This is a genomic window from Bacteroidales bacterium, from assembly GCA_035647615.1.
Taxonomy (GTDB): Bacteria; Bacteroidota; Bacteroidia; order Bacteroidales; family 4484-276; genus SABY01.
The window spans coordinates 1-21,624 of the sequence record DASRND010000005.1 but is presented as its reverse complement, the minus strand read 5'-3'; the positions used below and the strand labels follow the sequence as shown (position 1 = coordinate 21,624).

The window sequence follows — 21,624 nt, the reverse complement described above, 5'->3', positions numbered from 1 at the left end:
TTAACTATTCTTACTTTCATTCCTGCCCGAAAGTTCCTTACCGAGGGCTGCAAAAAATCCAAGCATAATTATTATAGAAAAGATTGCAGCTACCAAACCACCTGTATGATACACCGCAGGCTCAAACTTCCAGACAATCTCGTGTTGACCGGCCGGCACCACCATGGCACGCAGCACATAGTTGGCGCGCAGATAGGGCATCGGATCGCCATCTACATACACATTCCAACCTTTGTCGTAATAAATTTCTGAAAAAACCACAAGCTCATCCTTTGCCGACAAAAACGAATAGTGCAGCTCGTTGGGCGCATAGCTGGTGAGCCGGATAGACGCAGCCGAATCGCTGCCAGGTGAATATCCTTTCAGCGCATCAACATATTGGCGATCGATGATGGCTTCGGCTACCGGATCGAAATCATTGAGTGCAGAAATTTCCACATCAGCATTGTCGACCAACTGGTATTTATCCACAATCCACGCATTGCCCAGCGCATCGGGATTGAGCCGTGCCATCGGAGCTTTGTTTTGATCGGGAACAATAAAATAGCGGGTGTTGAGCATATTGAGCACCTTCATGTTGCCCCTGGAAATGTGGGCATCGGCTAGCTCCTGGTATCTCCGTAACTTGGCACCGTGGTAACCGCCAATCGATTTATGAAAATAAGAAGTGTTGGCATCGTTAAAGGGACTCACAGTCTGGTTGTAAACTCTGAAATCAGGGGTTTTGTCAGCCAGAATCTCTTTATCAGCTTGGGTGGCAGTGTAAGGAACTTCTATTCTGCGGGCAGCATCAAAATTCTCTTCATTCAGATAGCGCTTGTTTACCGTCCACATGTCAATGGTCACCAGCGCGATCAAACCAATAAAAGCAAATTGTGCTTTGATCTTTTTTGCTAACGCCAGCCATATCAATCCGGCCGCCAACAAAATAAACAACAGCGAGCGCATTGCTTCGGCTCGCAAAAGGGCGGCGCGATCGGCATGCAAAGCATCGATGAGACTTGTCGGAAAACCGGCTTCGACAAGGCGTGCATCACCTGCCGACGAAAAACTGAAAATGGAGCCACCAAATGCTATCAAAAGCAACAGCAGTCCCCCCGCAATTCCGGTAGCAACAAACAACTGTTTGGTGACGCGTTTATGATCCATAATTTTATCAAAAATCGCCGACAGCGCCAATATTCCCAGGAGCGGGATGGTGAGTTCGGCGATGACCAGTGTCATTGATACCGCTCTGAACTTGTTATAACCCGGAAGATAATGGAGGAAAAATTCAGTAAAAGGCATGAAATTCTTGCCCCAGGCCAACAATATAGATAAAACCGTCGCAGAAATGAGCCACCATTTATATTTTCCCGGAACCACCACCATTCCCAAAATAAAAAGAAATACCATGATGGCGCCGGCATACACAGGACCGGAAGTAAAAGGCTGGCTGCCCCAGTACAAAGAGAAATAAGGCAGGTAAGCAGAAGCCTGCGGTGCCGGCAATACTTTTTTCAACTCCTGAAAAGTAGCTGAATTTTCGTCGGGATGAGCGCCGGAAGAGCCGCCCATAAAGTCGGGCACCAGCAAAGTCATCGTTTCAGCGCGTCCATAGCTCCACTGCGTGGCATAGTCGATGTCGAGGCCGGAGGTACGATTTTCCTGCTCACTGGTCAGCTCGGTGGCTCCACGAATGGTGTATTTGCTATATTCCCACGTAGCCCAGATGTTGGGCAAATTGGCTGCCACCGCCAGCAGCGCAGCCACCAGCAACACCGCCGATGCCTTCACGAAATTCGGCAACATCTTTTTGCGAAAGCTATCAACAGCCTGCACAATTACAAAAAGCAAAATGATAAGCGCGAGGTAATAAGTTATCTGAAGGTGGTTGGCCGAAAGCTCCAGGCCAAGAAACAAAGCTGTGAGTGCAGCGCCCCACAAATAGCGCCCGCGGTAGGCCAGGATGATACCTCCCAGCACCGGCGCCATATAACCGATGGCGTGCGCCTTACTATTATGACCCGCTTCGAGAATGATAAAGAAATAGGATGAGAATGCAAATCCTATCGATCCCAACACAGCCAGCCACGGGTTAACCCGCAAAATTAACAGCAGGATAAAAAAGCCAAGGAAGTACAGAAACACCAGGTTGGCGGGATGAGGCAAGCTTAATTTTAAAATTTTATCTACAAACTTGAGATAGGTCCCTTTGTAAATGGCGGAAATCTGATACGCCGGCATTCCGCCAAACATGCTGTTGGTCCAAAGTGGCTCCTGCCCCGTCTCAGCGCGATAATCCACAATTTCTTTCGACATCCCGCGCCAGTGGTCGGTGTCGGGCTGCCGCAGCTTTTTCCCTTCGAGCAGTGGTGAAAAATATATTAGTGTAAGTACCACAAAGGCAACAATGGCAGCCAGATAAGGCCACAGCTTTTTCATCTCAAAATTCTTCATCGGCTGTATGCTTAAAAAATTAATAGCTGAAATTATTCATCTTTTATCTCTTCAAAGTCCACATCTTCGGTGCTGTCAGGATTAAATTGCGGCGTTACGGCTTCGGGCGGAACATATTTCACCTCCACTTCGCCCTCTTTGCGCCGGCTTTGAGGCGGCTCCTTCTGACGAAATTGCTGGGTAAAACGATCCTGCGTCTTGCGGACGAAACGTCTGACAAGATATGGAAACACATATTTGCTCAACAGGTAGTAAGCCAGGATAAAAAATAAAATGATGATAAGTAATCTGGGCATAGCTTGATCGTATTATCTTCTGCAACAAAACATTAATGGTTAACTACCGACGCATGAAGTTATTACTATTGCAGCCAAGAAAAGCATTTTATGAGCATTAGCGGATACAAAAAAAGAAGATAACCCCTGTGTGCTATCTTCTTTTTTTAACGCGTTAACGCATTTATGCTGTTTGTGCAAATAGTCTATCCTTCGTCAGAAACGGTTAATCTTTTTCTGCCTTTAGCCCTGCGGCTGGCGAGTACTCTGCGGCCGTTTTTTGTCGACATGCGGGCTCTGAAGCCGTGCTTGTTAACTCTCTTGCGTCTGGATGGTTGGTATGTTCTCTTGCTCATAGTTTCTGTATTTTTTGAGCGTGCAAAAGTAGAATCATTTTTTTAATAAACAAATCTTTTGCAGCAATTTATTTCTAACAGTATCCGGCAGCAGTTGTGGTAAGGACTCGATGCATCGTGTCTCTGCCGCAACTGCTGCCGGATTTTTATTTATTAACAATTCCTTTTTACAAATTTATTTCTTTGGAGTATGGCGAAGGGTCTCAACCAGATAATCCCAGAATTTTTCGACAGAAGGAATGTTTACCTTTTCGTCGGGGGAGTGGGGATAGCGAATGGTTGGCCCAAATGAAATCATGTCGAACTGTGGATAAACGCCACCAAGCAGTCCGCATTCCAGGCCGGCATGAATGGCTTTTATGTCGGGGATTCTACCAAACTTATTGTTGTACACTTCTTTCATCTCCTTCAGTATCGCTGAGTTTGGATTGGGTTTCCAACCAGGATAATCGCCATCAAGATTAGTATCAGCACCAGCCAGTTCAAACACACTTTCTACCATATCGCCCAGGGCGTATTTGGCTGAATCGACTGAGCTGCGCAACAGACTTAACGCCTCGGCAGTACCATTTTTCACTGTCACCACAGCCAGGTTAGTCGATGTTTCCACCAGACCTTCCATGTCACTGCTCATGCGCACCACACCGTTGGGGCAGGCGTTGATGGCATTTACAAAAGAACGCTGTGCCTGCTCGTTCATCACTTCTTTTGGCAGATCGACGCCGGTGACTGTTATTTTCAATCCCGGATCAGCAGTGGCATATTCATTTTGAAGCGTTTTCTCAAAATCCTTTACAAATTTTTCAAAACCTCCTTTTTTGCTTTTCGCAATGGTTACCACAGCATTGGCTTCGCGCGGAATGGCATTGCGCAGGCTGCCACCATTCATTTCGGCAATACGCAAACCAAAATCTGTTGCGGCTTTGCGCATCAGGCGGAAGATGATCTTATTGGCGTTGCCGCGATACAATGGGATGTCGATGCCGGAGTGACCGCCTTTAAGACCTGATACTGAAATTTTGCATGCTACAGCATCTTCCGGTGCAGGCACTGCTTTATATTTAAGTCGTGAAGTAGCGTTGATACCACCGGCACAGCCGATGTAAAGCTCGCCTTCGTCTTCTGAGTCCAAATTAAGAAGGATTTCACCATGCAGCATTCCAGGCTTCAGGCCAAAAGCGCCGGTCATACCGGTTTCTTCGTCGATGGTAAAAAGCGCCTCGATGGGGCCGTGCGCCAGCTCTTTGCTCTCGAGCACGGCCATGGCAGCAGCTACACCAATACCGTTGTCGGCGCCAAGGGTAGTGCCGTCGGCTGTCACCCATTCGCCATCGATATAGGCCTGAATGGCATCCGTTTCGAAATTAAAATCTTTGTCGCTGTTGGCTTGCGGCACCATGTCGAGATGGCCTTGCAATACCACACCTTTTCGGTCTTCCATTCCTTTGGTTGCTGGCTTTTTGATAATCACATTGCCTACTTCGTCCACAATGGTTTCCAAACCCAGGCTTTCGCCAAATTTCTTCACCACCTCGATGATGCGTGCTTCTTTGCGTGAGGGACGCGGTGTCTGCGTCAACGTTTCAAAATGACGCCAGACGGCTTCCGGCTTCAGGCTTTTCAGATTGGTGTTCATGATATTATTTATTTTTATAATGATTAAAAATTAAAATGCAATAGAATTGCCTGTTTAAACCACAAAAAGGGTAAAATGTTGTAGGCGAAAAATTGGCTGCATCAGCTTTGCTGTATGTTTCTTCGTTGGCGCACAGCCTCATAAAGCAATACGCCTGCGGCTACTGAAACGTTCAACGATTCTGTTCGCCCCAACATGGGTATGTGCACCTGATGATCGGCTTTGCGCAGATAGGCCGGTGAGATGCCGTCTTCTTCCGAACCCATCAGCACAGCAGTGGGTACAGTGTAATCGACATCATACAACGCCTTCTCGGCTTTTTCGGTGGAAGCCACCAACTGTATCCCCGACAATTGGAGATAGTCGAGCGCCTGGTTGAGATTTTTGGTGCGACAAATGGCCAGATGATTCAACGCCCCGGCAGAAGTTTTCATGGTATCGGCATTAAGTTGCGCCGAACCTTGTGTTGGAAAAAGAATGGCGTGCGCACCGGCGCATTCTGCCGAGCGCACAATGGCTCCAAAGTTTCGAACATCAGTCACGCCATCGAGTATCATGAGCAAAGGCGTTTGGCTGCTTTCGTAAATACGCTGTACCACCTCTTCGATGGGCTGATAAGTTACTACCGAAACAAAACCTACTACTCCCTGGTGGTTCTTGCGCGTGAGGCGGTTGAGCTTTTCCACCGGCACATGCTGAAACGGCGAATCGAACATCTTGATAAGCTGATACAACTCGGCCAGTTGCTCACTGCGCAAACCTTTCTGGATGAAAATTTTGTCGAACTCTTTGCCCGCTTTCAGGCTTTCTATTACAGGGCGGGTGCCGTAAATAAGATTGTCGTTTTCGTTCAAGATTTCTTTCTTTAGACTTGCGAAAGTAACTTTTTTCGCGGTAGCGAAACAAAAAACCCTGCGTTATGTGCAGGGTTTTAGATTTTATGCGTCCATCGCGGCCACTGTTTCTATGATAGGGGGATTTTTCAAATGTTCATTCACAGCGCACATATTCACCGCGTTGATGACGGCGGATTTATGTTTTTCGGGAAAGTCCATCGGCAAATGCACCTTCAGTTCTATATGATCTATCAAGCGTGTTTTGTAGTTGTAATTCATCTTCTGTGAGATGGATATGTTGTCGGTAGGGATATTGTGCTGATCGCAAAATGCTTTTACAGAAATTCCGGCGCAGGTACCTATCGAAACGAGAAATAGTGTGAATGGTGCCGGAGCGCTTCCGTCGCCTCCGGCCTGAAGAGGCTGGTCGGTGGTAATGATTTGTCCGTTGAACTCGGCATTGACCTTTTTCTTACCTTCATAACTGATTTTCATTTCCATGATAATGATTGCTTTTTTTGGGTTGCAAAGATAACTGCACAACCTTGCAAAGCATTGTCCTGTGAGTAATTGTTAACGGAATCAGCACCAAAAGCGGGGTCTTATCGTGGGTCTCCAAAGAGTAATTTCCGGTCGGTTTTTTGGGCGTTTTCCGTCCAGTTTTCAGGCAAAATTTTCCAGTTGTTGGTAACCTGCGGCTCGACGTTTTTATTATCTCTGATCCATTGCATGAGATAAAACCTGAAATCTTTCTCAGTAGATTTCAGGATGCGATCCTGCAACTGCTCCTGCGGAATGTTTGAACCTATGGTGAGATGTCCGCCGCCACCATTGCCACGGTAGGAATTGACGGCTACACGATAGGTTTTGTTCAAATCGAAAGGTGTGCCATCCGAAAGTGAGATAATGTTAATTCTGGCACCGGCCGGCTTCGTAACATCCACCGTGTAGATTATTCCTTCGGCATCGTCGAGGTTGTAGAATTGGCTTGCCAGACGAGCCTTTCCGTTGCGCATTATTACGGCTCCGGTGGAGTCGGTGGCAAAAAGCAGCAGATGATCGTCGGGATGGGTCATGGTGGCAAACCACAAGCCGGCGCTGTATTCGAGGTAATCTACAATCTCCTGGCCGCCCAGCTTCATGGTATAAAGGAGATTTTCGAAACGATACATTTTGAAGAGATCGCGCACATACAATGGCCCAACATTTAGTTGCCTGTCCATCGACAGCGGCGCCGTAAACGAAATCTCAGCATCACCCTGCTCAAGCTGCGCCTGATGAATGAGATCAGTAAAAGCAGCATCACCAAAAAAGGATTCGCGCGAAGAAATAGTTTGCGTAATTGTTCCCAGCGGCTCCGAAACATATTTTTGCACCTGAAGCAAAGCCGGCGTAAACTTTTCGATAAAAGCTGAATCCGGCGTAAAGTCAGTCATCTCTACAACTTCTCCGGTAATGTTTTTTTGATAATGATTTGTGGCCTTGTTTAGCTGCAGATTGATGGAAGCAACGGCCACATCGCGGGCGCGACTGGTGGTGCCGAGCAGCAAAACCTTGTTTCCGGCCCGGTTTTCTAATTGCTCATTCCACCCCTGGTGGTCGTGTCCAACAAAAACTATATCAAAACCCGGCACCTGTTCGGCGACAAGCCGCGAAGCATTTTCGTTCATAGGCGTTTCGGCCTGCTGCTGTCCGTAGGTATAATCCACCCCGGCGTGAAACAGACCAATCAGCAGGTCGGGCTTTTCCTTGCTTTTAATCTCCTCCACCCAAATTTTTGCTGTTTCGATCATATCGTGAAACTCCATCCCCGACCAGATGTCAGGTGGCAGCCATTTCGGAATGGCAGGTGTGATCATTCCGAGCACCGCCACTTTTACACCTTGATAATTTAAAATGGTGTAGGGTTTAAAATAAGGCTTCTTACTTTTTGTGTCGATAGCATTGGCAGCAAGCCACGGAAAGTTAAAGTCATCACAGAGTCGGTCGTAAACAGGATGGCCGGCTTCGATATCGTGATTACCGAGAGTGGCTGCATCATAGCGCATATAGTTCATCACCGAAGCCACCAGATGCATGGTGTCGGTGCGTTCGTAATTATAAAAATAAACCAAAGGGTCGCCTTGTAAAATGTCGCCGTTGTCGAGCAAAATCACCACCTGATCTTTATTGGCCCGCTCCTGCTCCACATAGGCATGCACCTGGGCAAGCGAATATTGCGTGGCTTTGTCTTCTACCAAATCGTAAGGCATAATGGCACCATGCACATCGCTGGTTTCGATGATTTTGATCTGTAAATGCTGCGGCCGTTCTTCAGAGTTGCACGAGAGCAAAAATTGTGTGGCAAGAAGCAGGACAAGGAATGAAGAAAAATATTGGATTTTCATTTTAATAATCAATGTTTTTGGTGAATTTTGACGACAGCAAAAGTAGCGGAATTTCGCCGTAAGGGCAACAGAAATAGTGACTTAAAAAAATCCCGCCAGGTTATTCAACCTTGCGGGATCATTTCATCTTTTAAAAGTGGGGTGCAAGATGGGACTTGAACCCACGACCCCCGGAACCACAATCCGGTGCTCTAACCAACTGAGCTACATGCACCATGTTTAAAGAAGAACGTTTATTAAAACACGGCAAAAGTAGTATTTTTTTGTATTCACCAATTCTATGTGAAAAAACTTTTTTCTTTCTCCGGATAATCTTAGCAAGGCCTTTAAGAAATTAATAAAAATTCACGTTTTTAAGTTTTAAAAACCCAGGTGACGGCAGTCAGAACGAGGCTTATAGCGGCCACACCATCCTTTGGAGATGTGAAACTTTACGGCGAAGTACAAGTCCAATCCGTAAAAATCGCCACCTAAATGCTAAAAAACTCTTGTACTTTTGTCTTCTTTTTTTTATTTTCAAATACACAGACGCATGGAAGTAACGCGCATCTTCGATCTGCTCGACCGCTATGCTGAGCATTTCCGCCGTTCCGATGTCTTCGCTGGCAAGCAAAATGGCATTTGGAAAAAGTACACCTACAACGATTACATCCGTCTGTCGAACCAAGTAAGCTACGGACTGATGGAGCTGGGCTACCAGAAGGGCGACAAGATAGCCACCATCAGCAACAACAGGCCGGAGTGGAATTTTGCCGACATGGGCATGATGCAAATCGGTGTAGTGCATGTGCCGATTTATCCCACCATCAGCAACGACGAATTCCGCCACATCCTGAGCCATTCGGGCGTAAAGGCGGCCATCATTTCCGACAAAACGCTTTATGACAAACTGCGCAAAATCGTCGATTCATTGGATTCCGATATCCGGCTTTACACCTTCAGCGAGATAGAAGAAGCTATTCCGTGGCAGCAGATCATCGATACAGGCCAGACCAACGAAAACAAACATCGCGAAAAGCTACAGCAAATCAAAGATAGCATCAGCCCTAACGACATGGCCTCGCTCATCTACACTTCGGGCACCACCGGCCAGGCCAAAGGCGTGATGCTCTCGCACCAAAATATTGTAAGCAATTTCATCGCCACAGCGAAACTACAACCCCTCGACGAGCGTCACAAAGTGCTTAGCTTTCTGCCGCTGTGCCATATCTACGAGCGCATGATGAATTACCATTTCCAATACAAAGGCATTGGTATTTACTACGCCGAAAGCCTGGGAACCATCACCGCCGACCTGGTGGAGGTTCGTGCCGACGGCTTCAACACGGTGCCGCGGCTGCTCGAAAAAGTTTACGACCGCATCGTTTCAAAAGGAAAAGATTTGTCGGGTGTAAAAAAGAAAATCTTTTTCTGGGCGCTCAAGCTGGGTCTGCGTTATGAGCTTCATGGCAAGAACGGAGCTATTTATGAGACCAAAAGAAAAATTGCCGACCGGCTGATTTACAGCAAATGGCGGGAGGCATTGGGCGGCAGGGTAAAGATAATTGTGTCGGGTGGTTCGGCGCTACAGCCTCGTCTTTCTCGGCTGTTCTGGGCTGCCGGCATGCGTGTTATGGAAGGTTATGGCCTTACGGAAACGGGGCCTGTAATTGCCGTTAGTCATGCAGAATATCCTAATCTAAAATTTGGAACAGTAGGGCCGGTACTCGAAGATGTGGAGGTGAAAATTGCTCCCGACGGCGAAATTCTTACCAGAGGTCCCAACCTGATGATGGGTTATTATAATGATCCGGAGCACACCCGCGAGGTAATTGATGAAGATGGCTGGTTCCACACCGGCGACATTGGCGTACTCGACGAAGGGAAATTCCTGAAGATTACCGACAGGAAAAAGGAAATTTTTAAACTCTCGTCAGGAAAATATGTAGCGCCACAGTTAATCGAAAACATGTTTAAAGAGTCGTCGTTTATTGAGCAAATTATGGTGGTAGGTGAAAATGAGAAATTTGCCAGCGCGCTCATCTCGCCCAACTTCAACTATCTGCACTTCTGGGCTTTGAAACATAAGATTCATTACCGCGACAACCACGAGCTGGTCAATCGGCCGGAGATAATCAGCCGTGTGCAAAAAGAGGTAGACAGAACCAACCAGCGGCTGGGTGCGCACGAGCAGATCAAGCGCTTCCGCCTGGTATGCGATGAGTGGACGCCACAATCGGGGTACCTATCGCAGACCCTTAAGCTCAAACGAGCAGTAATCTACCGCCACTATGACCCGCTGCTGCGCAAAATCTACAACTATCCCGGCAACGGAGACATTGAAAAAGGGTAAAATGCATGGCGCAAGGCGCAAAGGGCAGGGCGCAAGACGCGATGCATCGCTTATGACTTACACCCCGGAGACGCTCACATTGGGCGTCTGTACAATGTTGTAATTTAATGAAGGCACCGTCGTTTCCCGCAAGCTCCCTTCAAGACATCAAGCTTTTTGCGCCCTGCGCCACGCGCCAAGCTCTAAGCGCCCTGTGCCTCCATCAGTTCCCGCACATCTTTTTTGATGGTTTTTATAGCCTCAGCTATCGGATCTTCTTTTGTTTTCATTACAAGCTGCAAAATTGTGGCAGCTAATTGCGGAGCCTGCTCTTTTACTTCGGTTTGCCGTGCGGCTTCATTTATCCACTGCACTACCTGATTGCGGGCATCGGTGGCGGCTTGCCAGGCAGCATCGCTCACATAAAGTTGCTGCACCATGTTGTGCTCATATTCATCGCGGATGCTTTGCAGCAAGGCCTGTTGCAACGAGAGTGAATCAGGATAATCGCCGCCCATACGCAGCACCAAATGCTCCGGATTAATACGCTCCAGAAAAAGCATGATCCGCTCGTAAGCCAGCAACTTTATCTTTATCCAATCTTTACGGTGCTCACCAACATTATTATGTTCGCGCTGCCAGCGCTCCTGACGCAGAAAACGAACTACAAGTCCATAAGCCAGCAGCAACACCAACAGCGCCGGCAAAGTGTATTTTAAAATTTCCGTCCATCCACTCATATCTATTTCTTTTGGTCTTTAATAAAAATGCAAATATCGTTTTAAATTTTGCTAAAGGAATTTGCAGCCGATCAAAATGAGATTGAACACAAAAAAATGAGGTTTCAAATAAAACCTTTGAAAGCATTTTTTTGTTGATAATCGAAAACAACCTATGGATAACTTTGCGTTAATTTTTGATATGGATGGCGTAATCGCCGATACTGCCGGGCTGCACCAGAAAGCCTGGATCGACTTTGTACACGAACTTGGCCTGCAGATGTCGCCCGAAACATTCCGCAACAAACTCTTTGGGCGCACCAACCGTGAGATTTTTAACATCGTGCTCGACCGGCATGTGAGCGATAAGGAACTCGACGAGCTAATTACTAAAAAGGAAAACCTTTACCGGCAATATGCTCAAGGGAAGCTGAAACCACTTGCTGGCCTGGAAGATTTTTTGAAATCTGCACAAGCAGCAAACATCCCGATGGCGGTGGCCAGTTCGGCTCCCCAAATCAACGTGGAATTTACGCTGCGCGAAACCAACCTGGCCTCCTATTTCGATCACATCACCAGCGCACAGGAGGTAGAACGCGGCAAACCTGATCCGGAGATTTTTGAACTTACTGCCGAAAAATTAAATTTCACCCCGCCGCAATGTCTGGTTTTTGAAGATTCTTACGCCGGACTGGAAGCAGCCCAAAAAGCAAACATGAAAGTAATTGGAATTGCCAGCACGCATTCGGCTGATGATATAAGTGGCGACTATCCGGTAGTAAAGGATTTTACGGAAGTTGACCTAAAAATGGTGCGAGAGCAGTTTGATGAAGAAGGATAGTTCGTTGTTCGTTGTTCCCTTCGGCTGCGCTCAGGGCAAGTGTTGTTCGTTGTTTGAACTGTTTTTACTGAGAACTTCTTCACTTTCTTGGCGAAATCCAGCGCAGCTCCAGTTGATATTTCCACACGTTAAAAACTTTCACCGAGTCGGTGTGTGCCTGTAAATCAAAATTATTTTGGTCGTAAAACAATTCAGAATCAGCCTGGTCATGTTCCATAACGATCATCGCCGGCAGGTTACTTTCCTGCAGAAGTTCAGGATCGGTAATCCCCGCCCAAACTGGTATTGTGTGCGCTGCAGTACCCCAGGTAATTGATGGCGCCCAGGCGCCAGCCACCACGCGATCTTTCCAATCAAAATTTTGCAGGTAACTGTTGCCCACCTGCAGTTGCCAACTCCGGCGGTTGTAAGCGTCCAGATTGTACCAGCCATTAAATAAAAGCACAATAATTGTCACCGAGAGCACTGCAATTTTTGCAATCTTGCCTTTTTCAATAAATTGATAAAGCACGGCTGCGGAAAAAAAACCTGCCGCCACATACAAACCCAGCAGATAACGCTGCGGCAGATAAAGCATTCCCAGCTTGTGCAGCTCTGCCAAAGTCCAGATAAAACCAAACAGAATGATCAGGTGGTTTTTTATTCTAAACGCGCCGCCAAATGCCGATGCAATCCACAACAGCAGCGCCACACCAAAGAATATCAACAAAGGAATGTTGGTTGCATCCCAGATATAATAATTGAAGTTAAAATCAATGGTCAGGTTGATGCGTTCCCACACCTCAAAGATGCCTCCGGTTTGTTCGGCCATCACAGCATCATAATATGCCTGGTTGGGCAGGTACCAAATCACAAAATAAAGAAGTGCAAAGCCAAGCGTAAATCCGGTAATAATTGCAAAATCACGAATAATTGTTGAGAAACTGATTTTCTTTTTAAGCCATCTGCCCGCATCGTATAACACCACCACTGCCGGAAGCAATGCAGTAAGATAGGCAAACTGAATTTTAAGCCCATAAGCCACGAAAATCATCAGCGCAGCGAGGGCAAGATTTTTAATTTTTTTATTATCAAAATAAAATTGCAAAAACAGAAAGCTAACCACCACTGCTGCGATGCTCACCATCTCGGCCATGGCATAATGCGAAAACTGAAATACCCGAAAATGCGTAAAAGCCACCACCGCCAGCAGCAAGGCAAACCATCGCCACCGCGGCTTTGCTGCCAACAGCCAAAGCACCAGCATTACAGCGGCAAGGGTGATGAGCCGAGCCACCACACGTGAAGTTCCGGCAACAGCAAAAAAAGGAATTTGCAAAGCGCCAAAAAGCGGCCCACGCACCAGCGTACTGTTATCAGTAAATCCAAAGCTGCCGCTATGCACAAAGTTGCGCGCCTGCGCCGAGTACAATCCCTCGTCGGTAAAGGCGCCGCGCGTATGCACATCCACCAGCCGGTCGGGATCGGAGGTAAGAAAACACAGATGCCCGGCCAACATCGCCAACAACAACAGATAAAAAAGACGCTTCATGAATTAAAATCTTTCGCTGACATTGATTTGCCGACAAAAGTATCGTTTATGGGGAAATACAAATTGGGGGGCGCTTGGCGCAAAACCAAATACACCGGAGAGGCGGAGAGACGCAGAGGAAAATAAATGAAAAAAGTCTTTTATGGTTTCTGCGCCTCAGCGTCTCGGCGGTTAAAACGTACAGTGGTAAAAACAAAAAACTAATTTTGCCGCTACACCAAAGCAACAGAACATGAAAGACGACCTGAAGGAATTTCTGGACACGATAGCAACGAGTTTTGAAACCAACATCCTCACCAAGCTTACCCTCAGCAAAGTGCGCAGCAAATCAGCTGATATGCGCAATGTTTTTGTGCGCCCGGTGATGATCAAAGAGCTTTTGCAGCTCAGCTTCGTTTATCGCTTTCAAACCCGCGACGTGACCGAAAACCTCCCGATTGACCAGGCCTTACCTACCATAGAACAATTGCTCACCAGCGACTTTTATCAAGGCAACCTTTTCACTACTCAGGAAGAAATACAGTGGGTGATCAACAAAAAAGGAAATTCACGGATAACGCGCTCTGCCGCCGGCGAAACCGCCCCGCTGCTCCAGCCGCTTACCCACAACCGCCCCAAGCAGCGTCTCATCACTCCCGAAAACAACATCTATCTGCAAGCGCTCGGCGTCACCAACAGCCGGTTTGAAGTGGTACCCGCCATGAACGATAAGTTCCGCCAGATCAACAAATTCATCGAGATAATCGACAGCATCATTCCCACAACACCTCCCGCCGGACTTTTTACAATCGCAGATATGGGTTCCGGAAAAGGCTATCTCACCTTTGCGCTTTATGATCATCTTACTAATAACCGAAATTTTAAAGCTGAGGTCACGGGAGTAGAAATGCGGGAGGAGCTTGTGCAGAAATGCAATGCCATTGCCAAACAAAGCAGTTTTGATGGATTATATTTCGTTAGCGGCACCATTCAGGACTATCAGCCGGGAAAGATAGAAATGCTCATTGCTTTGCATGCCTGCGATACCGCCACCGACGACGCCATCGCTGCGGGCATCCGTGCCGGCGCCGCAACCATCATCGTTGCGCCCTGCTGCCACAAACAAGTGCGCAAAGCCATGACACCGCCGCCGGCACTCCGGCCCATGCTCGATCACGGCATATTTGCCGAAAGGCAGGCCGAAATGCTTACCGACGCGCTTCGGGCGCTGCTGCTCACGCGGCAAGGCTATCAGGTGAAAACGCTCGAATTTATATCTACCGAACACACGCCTAAAAATGTGATGATCGTCGCTACGCGTTCCAACTAAGGGGGCAAAACCCAAATGTGAAAATAAGGCAAAACCATAAAAACAACTGAAAACCCTATAAATAGGGCGTTAGAGTAGGTATTTAGGGATGAAATGTTTTAAAACGGAAATTTAATTTGGCGGTACTATGAGTGGGGGTGAATTTAGTTTTGAGGATAAAATGAGTGAGAATGAGAATTGCGTGCGAAGATTTGAGAATATGAGTACGAGTTAGTGTAAAACAACCATGATACAACCTTAAAGCCAGGATAGCATACTTATTATTGTGAATCCCGCCCCCGCACGACCTTCATTATGCAGAGTGGCGTTTACCGGGAAGCTCCTCATTTTCCTTGGCAGCAAGTTGCCGGTGCAGGCGGTTTATCTCTGCCAGGTAGCGGGCTATATCCTCCTGGTAGCGTTCTATGTCTGCTTTGTAGCGGCAGGTGCTGCACTCTGCCGGCTGCCCATGGCCAGGCACTCCCTCATCCTTTTGGCCATTTAACATCTCTCCCTCCCCGGTGATTAACCAATTGAGGTTAATATCAGGATATTCTCTAACTATTTTCTCAATAATCTTACTTCCCACACTACTACTACCTTCCATTTTAGTCATGTAACTATTGGAAAGGCCGATCTTTTGAGAAAACTTGTTTTTAGTAATCCCTTTAGAATCAATATACTGCAATATTCTACTAAAAATATTCAAATTAAACTTACTATTTTCTTGTTTATTCTAACTATTGTTAGTTACTTTGTCGCCTAAAAACGTCAAAGATAGATAAAATGAAAACTAAAAAGCAAGTAAAATTTACCGGAAGGCTGCCAAATGCACTGGTAGCACAGCATGCAGGCGTTAGCACGCGCACCGTGAGCCGCGTGCTGTACAAAAACACCTACACCCACACCCGCGCAGGCCGTGCCGTGCTGGAGGCCGATCGCAAACTTCGCAACAAACTAAAGGAGATATAATTATGAAAACATCTAATCAGAAACAAACAACTCGACTCGGTACCTGGCATAGGTACAAAAGTCCAATAGAACTTTTACGGCTAAAAATATTTGGCTGGCAGTTTCGCCTTGAATTGAAACGAACAAAGTATGTTTCCAATCTCCGGGCAGCAAATGGCAGCCCTGGCACGAATGCTCAGGGAGCATGTTGCGCAAAGGGGCTTTTAACTGCTGCTCAATTTGAAGACCTTGTAATGGGCCTGACTGCCGAATGCCCTCAAGTACCTGCACTACATCTATAAACCGGTAGGCCTTTTTATCACAATCATACACAATCTTAATATTCATGATACACTACATTTTAATGGTTAGCACTGCAAATGTAGCAAAATGTGATAGTTGTCACACACCACTTCCCGGAGCCAGGCGCGATGCTGCGGATCGGATCCGCTTCCGGGAACCAATATTCGACAAGCTCGGAAACCAAATCTTCGCAGACATGAAAAAACAAGCTTCGCACGCCATTTTTACCCGTCAACATCCCGCAGCAATTCAAAACGAAATGTTAGAAAATTGCACAATGGACGGTCAATGGACGGTCAATGGACGGTCAATGGACGGTCAGAATGGACGGTCACCTTTTAACACCATTTTACTATGAGATACGACGACAAAGTAAATAGTTGGATTATCGACCTGGAAGAGTGGTTAAATTCCGGTTTAACGCGTAGTCAATATGAAAATGCTAAAAAGCGGAAGCAATTAAAAACGAAAGGCAAAGCCTATCGTGGGCAACCGGTCGAGATCATACTATCATCAATTAAAGATGACGACAAGCGCAATCAGATAATGCGTGCCCTGCACATAGCCGATGCCGGCTACCGCGAAGCCCTGGACACCGCACGCGCCCACGGTGCCAACATGGCCGATGTGGCCATTAGCAGCACCGCCCGCAACCTGCAACTCAACGCGGCCTATATACTGGCCGAGCTGCAGGCCGAGGTGCAAAGCAACAGCCTGCAGTACGTGGGGCACTACGCCCAATATACCATAAGCATGCAGGATGGCCTGGGCTATGGCCAGTTGTGTGCCGTGGCTGCCTGGCTTTACGACCGCGTGCAGCAGATGCGCACGGCCAGCCGCACCCAGCGCGAGTATATGCGCCTGATGCGTAGCCTGCGGGCCAACTTCCTGGAAGTGCTTCCGAAGCTGCAACTGATAAAGAAGATACCCGAAAACGATTACCGATTTAGCCAGTGGCTCGATAATATTATACGGCAATTAGATGCCGGCAAACAAGTACACCAGGCTGTGGAGGTAAAACGCAGCAGCAATACCAATGCCAGCCGCCTAAGCGAGGCGCAAATAGCCGTAACCGAGCGCATATATACCAATGGCAACTACACCGACCGGCAGGTATATGACCGCGTAGTGGAACATGGCCGCCAGCATGGCTGGTGGCGCAAAGACGGGGCGTATAAGCCCGTAAGCTACGGCACCATAAGCGGCTACCTGCGCCGCAACCGAGACCGCCTGGAGCTAAAGCGCGGCAGCTATGCCGATTTTTACCACGCCGTGGTGCCCACCATCGACCGCCGCTATCCTACACAAAAAAACTACTGCTGGGGCATAGATGGCACAGCACACAACGAAAACGTGTTCGATCCGGGAAGCAAAAAGGTAATGCAGCATATTTATGTGGTAAAGGTATTTGATTATGCCACATTCAGCCTGTTGCACCAGGAATTGCACCACGGCGTAAGCGAGAGCAGCGAACTGATGATTACAGCCCTGAAAGGAGCCATATTGCAATGCGGCTACAAACCATATATAGTGCAGATGGACGATGGTCCCGGCAATAAGGAGCTAAAACGCTGGTGCGAGGACAACGAGATACACGTAATGCCAAGCCAAAAGGGCATAGCCCGCACCAAGTTTGTAGAGGCACTGATAGGCATGATGGACAATGTGTATTTGCGCCACTTAAAAGGCTGGAACGGGATGAACCGCACGGCCACCAGCCGCAACAGCCGTCCCGGCGACCGCTTTCTGGACGCAGGCAAGCGCAACAGCCGCAGCATAGCACAGGCTTCGGCGTGGCTTCGCACCGAGTGTATCAGCGACTGGAACAGCCACATCATCGAAACCTACGAAGACAAGCCCCTGGGCAAAAGCCCGGGGCAACTGTGGGACGAAAAAGAGAGTAAGACCCCCAAGCTCGACTACGCCACCCTGCTGTGGCTGGCCGGCACCATGCACGAGGTAAAAAAGACCATGAACGGTGTAGATATTCGCGACGACAACTACAAGTATCGCTACCTGCCCGACATCAACGATACCGATAAAGCTGCCGACACATGGCTCGCGATACCCACCGGTACCAAAGTGCTGGTATATGCAGGGCAATACGGACAACCGGTTTCGGTGTGGCAGGGACATACCTTCCATGGCCTGTGGACGCTCAAAGAGCGGGTGCCAATGTTTGCCACCTTCGAGGGCGACACCGATGGGTACAACAAGATGCGCGATTTTCAAAAAGGTGTGATCGACGAGGCCCGTCGGCGCAATGCGGAGGTAGAAAACACCTACAGGCAGCAGCCCGACACCGACAATGTAGAGAAGCTGATAAACGAGCCCCTGGTAGGCCGCAAGATTACGGGCCGGTTAGACAAGGCCACGCTCAATGCTGAGGAGATGATGGATAAGGCCGGTGAGCAAAGCCCGGATGCCCTGGCAGAGTTTAACAGGCTGGTAGCAGAGGCCGAAAAGGCCAAAAAAGAGGTGAAATACCGCGAAGTGCCCGACCCCGACACAGGCGAGATATTGTATTTCCCCATCCAGGACTAAACATTTTTATTCACCTAATATAATATACAATGAAAAACAAACAATTCCACACCAGAACCATCATTGATCCGGATACCGGGGATGAATTTACGATTCGTCAAAAAGCTTCTGCAAAGGATAATGCAGCCGGTACTCCGCAAGATTGTAGGCACGAAACTCCAAATCTGCACCGTGAAGCGATGCAACAAGCTGTAATGCAGACTCACACATTTTTTGAAGCATGTAAACTGTACGGGGTTGATCTGTCAGCCGAAAAAGAGTTACAGATACTACGCTTTGGTTTGCGCCATGTTCTTCATTCCAAAAATGGCCGTTGGATGCCCGGAGGCGAATGCCAAAGGCTTTGCCAAAAGATGTCAGAACGGATTGAATTTCTGCGGCTTTATCGAGATTATACTCCCCTGTCAAAACCGGGTGCAGCTTGTACGAGGCTGCCATAACAAAAGGAAATTCTTTAGGAAATTCTTTCATAACTATAAATTTAAAAATCAGGCAAAGATGACAAAAAAAGTACAAATAAGCCAACAGCAGGCCGCGCTTAGCGCAAAGCTGAACCAATTAAAGGCGCAAAAGAAGTTGCGCAACAACGAAGTAGCTGCCATATTCGGGCGCAGCGAGGGAACCATAAGCGATTTGCTGAACGGCAGCAGAAGTTTAACCCCAAAACTGATCAGCAACATAGAGGCTAAGCTGGCCGAGTACATAGTGGCCGGCAACCTGATAAGTTCGCTACGGCAGTACAGCGTAATGTGGAACCTGGCCAGGAGCTGCAAAGAAAGCAGCGACATGCGCCTGGTGGTTGGCAACACGGGCATAGGCAAGAGTGTGGTTTTTCGCAAGTTTGCCGAGCAGCACAGCCATGTGTATTACCTAAAGGTAGATCGCCGCTACACCTGGAACAAGCTGCTGCTAAAGATGAGCCAGACCATGGGCATAAAGCTTGCAAAGCTTAAAAAGCCCGGGAGCATCTACACCACCAACTATCTGTACGACACCATTATCCGCCACATCGAAAACACCAGCGGCAGCAACCCGCTGCTCATCATCGACGAGAGCGAGGTATTGAGCAATGCGATTTACAAAAACATAAAAAACCTCTACACCGCCACCGAGGGGCTGATGGGCATCATCATAGTTGGCATTACCGAGGTAAAGGGGCGCATAGCCCGCATCAGCGGACTGGATACCGACAGCTGGCTCCCGGTGCGCGACGACAGCAACCAGTACACCACTTTTGCCCGCCGCCTGAAAGTGCACCGCATACCCAACATAGGCTGGAGTAAGGCCGAAGCCGAGGGCGGCGTACACGACATGGATATGTACTGCCGGGCACGCGGCATTAGCAGCCCGGAGGTAATATCAGCAGCCCGCCGCCAATGGTGGAACTACGAGGAAGCTGAACGCGCCGTAAAACGTGCCCACGCTTTTGGCTTTGAGATGGACAAAATGAATATCAACGAATTTAACGCTCTGTAATTTATGAAAATACCCTGCGAACTTAGCGCGGCCAAGCGCAGCCGAAACACACAGATACGTTCCGATTTTGATGCGCTGATGAAGCGCAACATAAGCCTTCAGTTTGCTATGATAACGCTGATGAATCGCTACGGGCTGAGCAACGGTACGCTGTGGGCAATCATAAACCGCTACGGCTATTACAGGGATAAATAATGACTAAAACTATGAATGGCAAAGAATTGATAAACAGCTACAAGACCAGAAAGGACGTGGCTAAAGACCTCAATTACAAGATTGAGACTGCGCAGCTCGAAATAGGCAATCTGCTGCGAAAGCGCAAGGCCGGTATGCTGCTGGGCGAATACACAGCTATTAGCGGCAAAATTAACAGCCTGTTGGTAGATATTTCACTGTGCAAGCGCAAGCTAACAAACATTCGTCAAGGGAAAAAGGTGAATGGTGAACCCGAATGGGGCGACAACTACGGGCATAGCTACCGGATGCCGGCAGGGGATTAGGTAAAATAACAAAACAACAAAAAACATGGAAACATTAATTTGGATTATAGCAATGATCATAGTCGTATTGGGCGGCGCAGCCTGGCTAATAGCAGGCATGCGAGTAAATACGCACGACCGTGCGCCACAATATGCTACACGACATGACTATAAAAAAACGGAAAGAGAAGCGGGCGTAGAGTAGTCAAAGAGATTGCTACTCGGCCGGCTGGCGGATCGCAATGAACGATTAACTATTAACAATTAACATTTTACAATTATGGCAAAAAAACAATGGATCGACCTGAACGGCAACGAGGTGCCTGCACAGTATGTGCCAAAACTCGACAAAGACCGCGAGCGGATTACGCTCAAGCACCTGAAGCGGGCTAAAAAGCTAAGCGAACAGCTCGAACGATTCAAAGAAGAGCTGCTCGCGGATTGCGATGCAGTGTATGAAAAGATGCTGGCCGACAACAACGTGCCGGGCAACTCAAAAGGGGGCTTCTCTATCTCTACCTTCGACCGGGATGCAAAGATAGAGATCAGCGTGCAGGAGCGCATCGAGTTCGACGACCTCATCAGCGTGGCGCACGAAAAGATAAAGCTCTACCTCGAAGAAAAGACGCAAGGTGTGGATCACGACTTGCAGCAGATCATCAACCAGGCATTCGAGACCCGCAAGGGGCGCATGGACGTAAAGCGGATCCTTGGGTTGTTCAGGCTAAAGATAAACCATCCCACCTGGATGGAGGCAATGGAACTGATTAAGCAGTCGATAAATCGCAACAACAGCAAGCGCTATGCGCGTGTGTGGGAGAAGGACAAAAATGGCGAGTACCGTAATATCGAGCTCAATTTCAGCAGTATTTAACAACCAGGGCGTAGCCGGGCAGATTGCTTCGCTACGCTCGCAATACCTACAGCTATGAAAAGAACTATACGAATTACCGGGGCAGTGGTAGTGATGATTGCTGCCTATTTCGCGGCTGCAACGATCAACGCGCTCATCCATGAGCTCAGCGTGCAGCAGCTGTGTACAGTTATGGATTATACCGGCATCGGCATCCTCTTTATGGTGCTGGTGTTTATCGCTTTCGCATTGATCCTTTTATTTAGTAACAACAAAAACTAATGAAACGTACAAACGCACAAAACCGCCGCCTGTTCGGCCTGCTCAACAAACTTGGCTTTGATGCCGATGAGCGGCGGCGCATGGTGCTGCACTTCACCGGCGGGCGCAGCTCCAGCA

The 21,624-nt window shown here is 48.0% G+C and carries 23 protein-coding genes and 1 tRNA gene; 11 read left to right on the top strand and 13 right to left on the bottom strand.

Annotated elements, in window-relative coordinates; genetic code table 11:
- The 8 genes from VFC92_02220 to VFC92_02185 form a co-directional block, all read right to left on the bottom strand.
- Entirely contained in the window at nucleotides 1-2,439 is a 2,439-nt protein-coding gene (locus tag VFC92_02220; protein HZK06991.1) for a YfhO family protein, read from the bottom strand.
- Nucleotides 2,440-2,471: 32 nt separating this feature from the next.
- A complete protein-coding gene (locus tag VFC92_02215; GenBank protein HZK06990.1) occupies nucleotides 2,472-2,735 on the bottom strand; it encodes a hypothetical protein in 264 nt (87 codons plus the stop codon).
- 185 nt (nucleotides 2,736-2,920) lie between these two features.
- Entirely contained in the window at nucleotides 2,921-3,070 is a 150-nt protein-coding gene (gene rpmH, locus VFC92_02210) for a 50S ribosomal protein L34 (GenBank protein HZK06989.1), read from the bottom strand.
- A gap of 175 nt (nucleotides 3,071-3,245) precedes the next feature.
- Complete coding sequence (locus tag VFC92_02205) at nucleotides 3,246-4,706, bottom strand: aminoacyl-histidine dipeptidase (GenBank protein HZK06988.1); 1,461 nt, start codon at nucleotides 4,704-4,706, stop codon at nucleotides 3,246-3,248.
- A 101-nt stretch (nucleotides 4,707-4,807) separates the two neighbouring features.
- Entirely contained in the window at nucleotides 4,808-5,560 is a 753-nt protein-coding gene (gene rlmB / locus VFC92_02200) for a 23S rRNA (guanosine(2251)-2'-O)-methyltransferase RlmB (GenBank protein HZK06987.1), read from the bottom strand.
- 84 nt (nucleotides 5,561-5,644) lie between these two features.
- Complete coding sequence (locus VFC92_02195) at nucleotides 5,645-6,043, bottom strand: OsmC family protein (GenBank protein HZK06986.1); 399 nt, start codon at nucleotides 6,041-6,043, stop codon at nucleotides 5,645-5,647.
- Nucleotides 6,044-6,144: 101 nt separating this feature from the next.
- The gene (locus VFC92_02190; protein ID HZK06985.1) at nucleotides 6,145-7,929 is read right to left on the bottom strand and encodes a 5'-nucleotidase C-terminal domain-containing protein; all 1,785 of its coding nucleotides are present in this window, start codon (nucleotides 7,927-7,929) and stop codon (nucleotides 6,145-6,147) included.
- 137 nt (nucleotides 7,930-8,066) lie between these two features.
- Nucleotides 8,067-8,143 (bottom strand) — tRNA-His (locus VFC92_02185).
- Between the two features lie 318 nt (nucleotides 8,144-8,461).
- Here VFC92_02185 and VFC92_02180 point away from each other — a divergent pair.
- Entirely contained in the window at nucleotides 8,462-10,261 is a 1,800-nt protein-coding gene (locus VFC92_02180) for an AMP-dependent synthetase/ligase (protein HZK06984.1), read from the top strand.
- A gap of 182 nt (nucleotides 10,262-10,443) precedes the next feature.
- Here the strand turns inward: VFC92_02180 and VFC92_02175 are convergent, their stop codons facing one another.
- A complete protein-coding gene (locus VFC92_02175; GenBank protein ID HZK06983.1) occupies nucleotides 10,444-10,980 on the bottom strand; it encodes a hypothetical protein in 537 nt (178 codons plus the stop codon).
- A 154-nt stretch (nucleotides 10,981-11,134) separates the two neighbouring features.
- On the opposite strand from VFC92_02175, the gene VFC92_02170 reads away from it, so the two are divergent.
- Nucleotides 11,135-11,800, top strand: coding sequence for an HAD family phosphatase (locus VFC92_02170; GenBank protein HZK06982.1), 666 nt, complete (start codon nucleotides 11,135-11,137; stop codon nucleotides 11,798-11,800).
- Between the two features lie 79 nt (nucleotides 11,801-11,879).
- On the opposite strand, the gene VFC92_02165 is transcribed toward VFC92_02170, so the two are convergent.
- The gene (locus tag VFC92_02165; GenBank protein HZK06981.1) at nucleotides 11,880-13,331 is read right to left on the bottom strand and encodes a hypothetical protein; all 1,452 of its coding nucleotides are present in this window, start codon (nucleotides 13,329-13,331) and stop codon (nucleotides 11,880-11,882) included.
- A 232-nt stretch (nucleotides 13,332-13,563) separates the two neighbouring features.
- Between VFC92_02165 and VFC92_02160 the strand changes: the two genes are divergently transcribed.
- The gene (locus tag VFC92_02160) at nucleotides 13,564-14,640 is read left to right on the top strand and encodes an SAM-dependent methyltransferase (GenBank protein ID HZK06980.1); all 1,077 of its coding nucleotides are present in this window, start codon (nucleotides 13,564-13,566) and stop codon (nucleotides 14,638-14,640) included.
- 292 nt (nucleotides 14,641-14,932) lie between these two features.
- Here VFC92_02160 and VFC92_02155 read toward each other — a convergent pair whose 3' ends face one another.
- Complete coding sequence (locus VFC92_02155) at nucleotides 14,933-15,235, bottom strand: hypothetical protein (GenBank protein ID HZK06979.1); 303 nt, start codon at nucleotides 15,233-15,235, stop codon at nucleotides 14,933-14,935.
- Between the two features lie 170 nt (nucleotides 15,236-15,405).
- On the opposite strand from VFC92_02155, the gene VFC92_02150 reads away from it, so the two are divergent.
- A complete protein-coding gene (locus tag VFC92_02150) occupies nucleotides 15,406-15,591 on the top strand; it encodes a LacI family DNA-binding transcriptional regulator (protein ID HZK06978.1) in 186 nt (61 codons plus the stop codon).
- 12 nt (nucleotides 15,592-15,603) lie between these two features.
- Here VFC92_02150 and VFC92_02145 read toward each other — a convergent pair whose 3' ends face one another.
- Nucleotides 15,604-15,918, bottom strand: coding sequence for a hypothetical protein (locus VFC92_02145; protein HZK06977.1), 315 nt, complete (start codon nucleotides 15,916-15,918; stop codon nucleotides 15,604-15,606).
- A 309-nt stretch (nucleotides 15,919-16,227) separates the two neighbouring features.
- Between VFC92_02145 and VFC92_02140 the strand changes: the two genes are divergently transcribed.
- The gene (locus VFC92_02140) at nucleotides 16,228-18,417 is read left to right on the top strand and encodes a hypothetical protein (protein ID HZK06976.1); all 2,190 of its coding nucleotides are present in this window, start codon (nucleotides 16,228-16,230) and stop codon (nucleotides 18,415-18,417) included.
- 87 nt (nucleotides 18,418-18,504) lie between these two features.
- On the opposite strand, the gene VFC92_02135 is transcribed toward VFC92_02140, so the two are convergent.
- Complete coding sequence (locus VFC92_02135; protein ID HZK06975.1) at nucleotides 18,505-18,888, bottom strand: hypothetical protein; 384 nt, start codon at nucleotides 18,886-18,888, stop codon at nucleotides 18,505-18,507.
- 27 nt (nucleotides 18,889-18,915) lie between these two features.
- On the opposite strand from VFC92_02135, the gene VFC92_02130 reads away from it, so the two are divergent.
- The 6 genes from VFC92_02130 to VFC92_02105 all read left to right on the top strand — a co-directional run bounded on the left by VFC92_02130 (nucleotide 18,916) and on the right by VFC92_02105 (nucleotide 21,507).
- Nucleotides 18,916-19,893 (top strand): ATP-binding protein, encoded by a 978-nt coding sequence (locus VFC92_02130; GenBank protein ID HZK06974.1) that lies wholly within the window; start codon nucleotides 18,916-18,918, stop codon nucleotides 19,891-19,893.
- A 3-nt stretch (nucleotides 19,894-19,896) separates the two neighbouring features.
- Nucleotides 19,897-20,088, top strand: a complete 192-nt coding sequence (locus tag VFC92_02125; protein HZK06973.1) for a hypothetical protein — start codon at nucleotides 19,897-19,899, stop codon at nucleotides 20,086-20,088.
- Entirely contained in the window at nucleotides 20,088-20,393 is a 306-nt protein-coding gene (locus VFC92_02120) for a hypothetical protein (GenBank protein HZK06972.1), read from the top strand. Before VFC92_02125 ends, VFC92_02120 begins: the two co-directional genes overlap by 1 nt.
- Nucleotides 20,394-20,445: 52 nt before the next feature.
- Nucleotides 20,446-20,577 carry a hypothetical protein gene (locus VFC92_02115; GenBank protein ID HZK06971.1) on the top strand — a complete coding sequence of 44 codons (132 nt, stop codon included), beginning with the start codon at nucleotides 20,446-20,448 and terminating at the stop codon, nucleotides 20,575-20,577.
- 75 nt (nucleotides 20,578-20,652) lie between these two features.
- On the top strand, nucleotides 20,653-21,246 hold the full coding sequence (locus VFC92_02110; protein ID HZK06970.1) for a DUF3164 family protein: 594 nt from the start codon (nucleotides 20,653-20,655) through the stop codon (nucleotides 21,244-21,246).
- Between the two features lie 54 nt (nucleotides 21,247-21,300).
- Nucleotides 21,301-21,507 carry a hypothetical protein gene (locus VFC92_02105; GenBank protein ID HZK06969.1) on the top strand — a complete coding sequence of 69 codons (207 nt, stop codon included), beginning with the start codon at nucleotides 21,301-21,303 and terminating at the stop codon, nucleotides 21,505-21,507.
- Nucleotides 21,508-21,624: the final 117 nt, after the last annotated feature.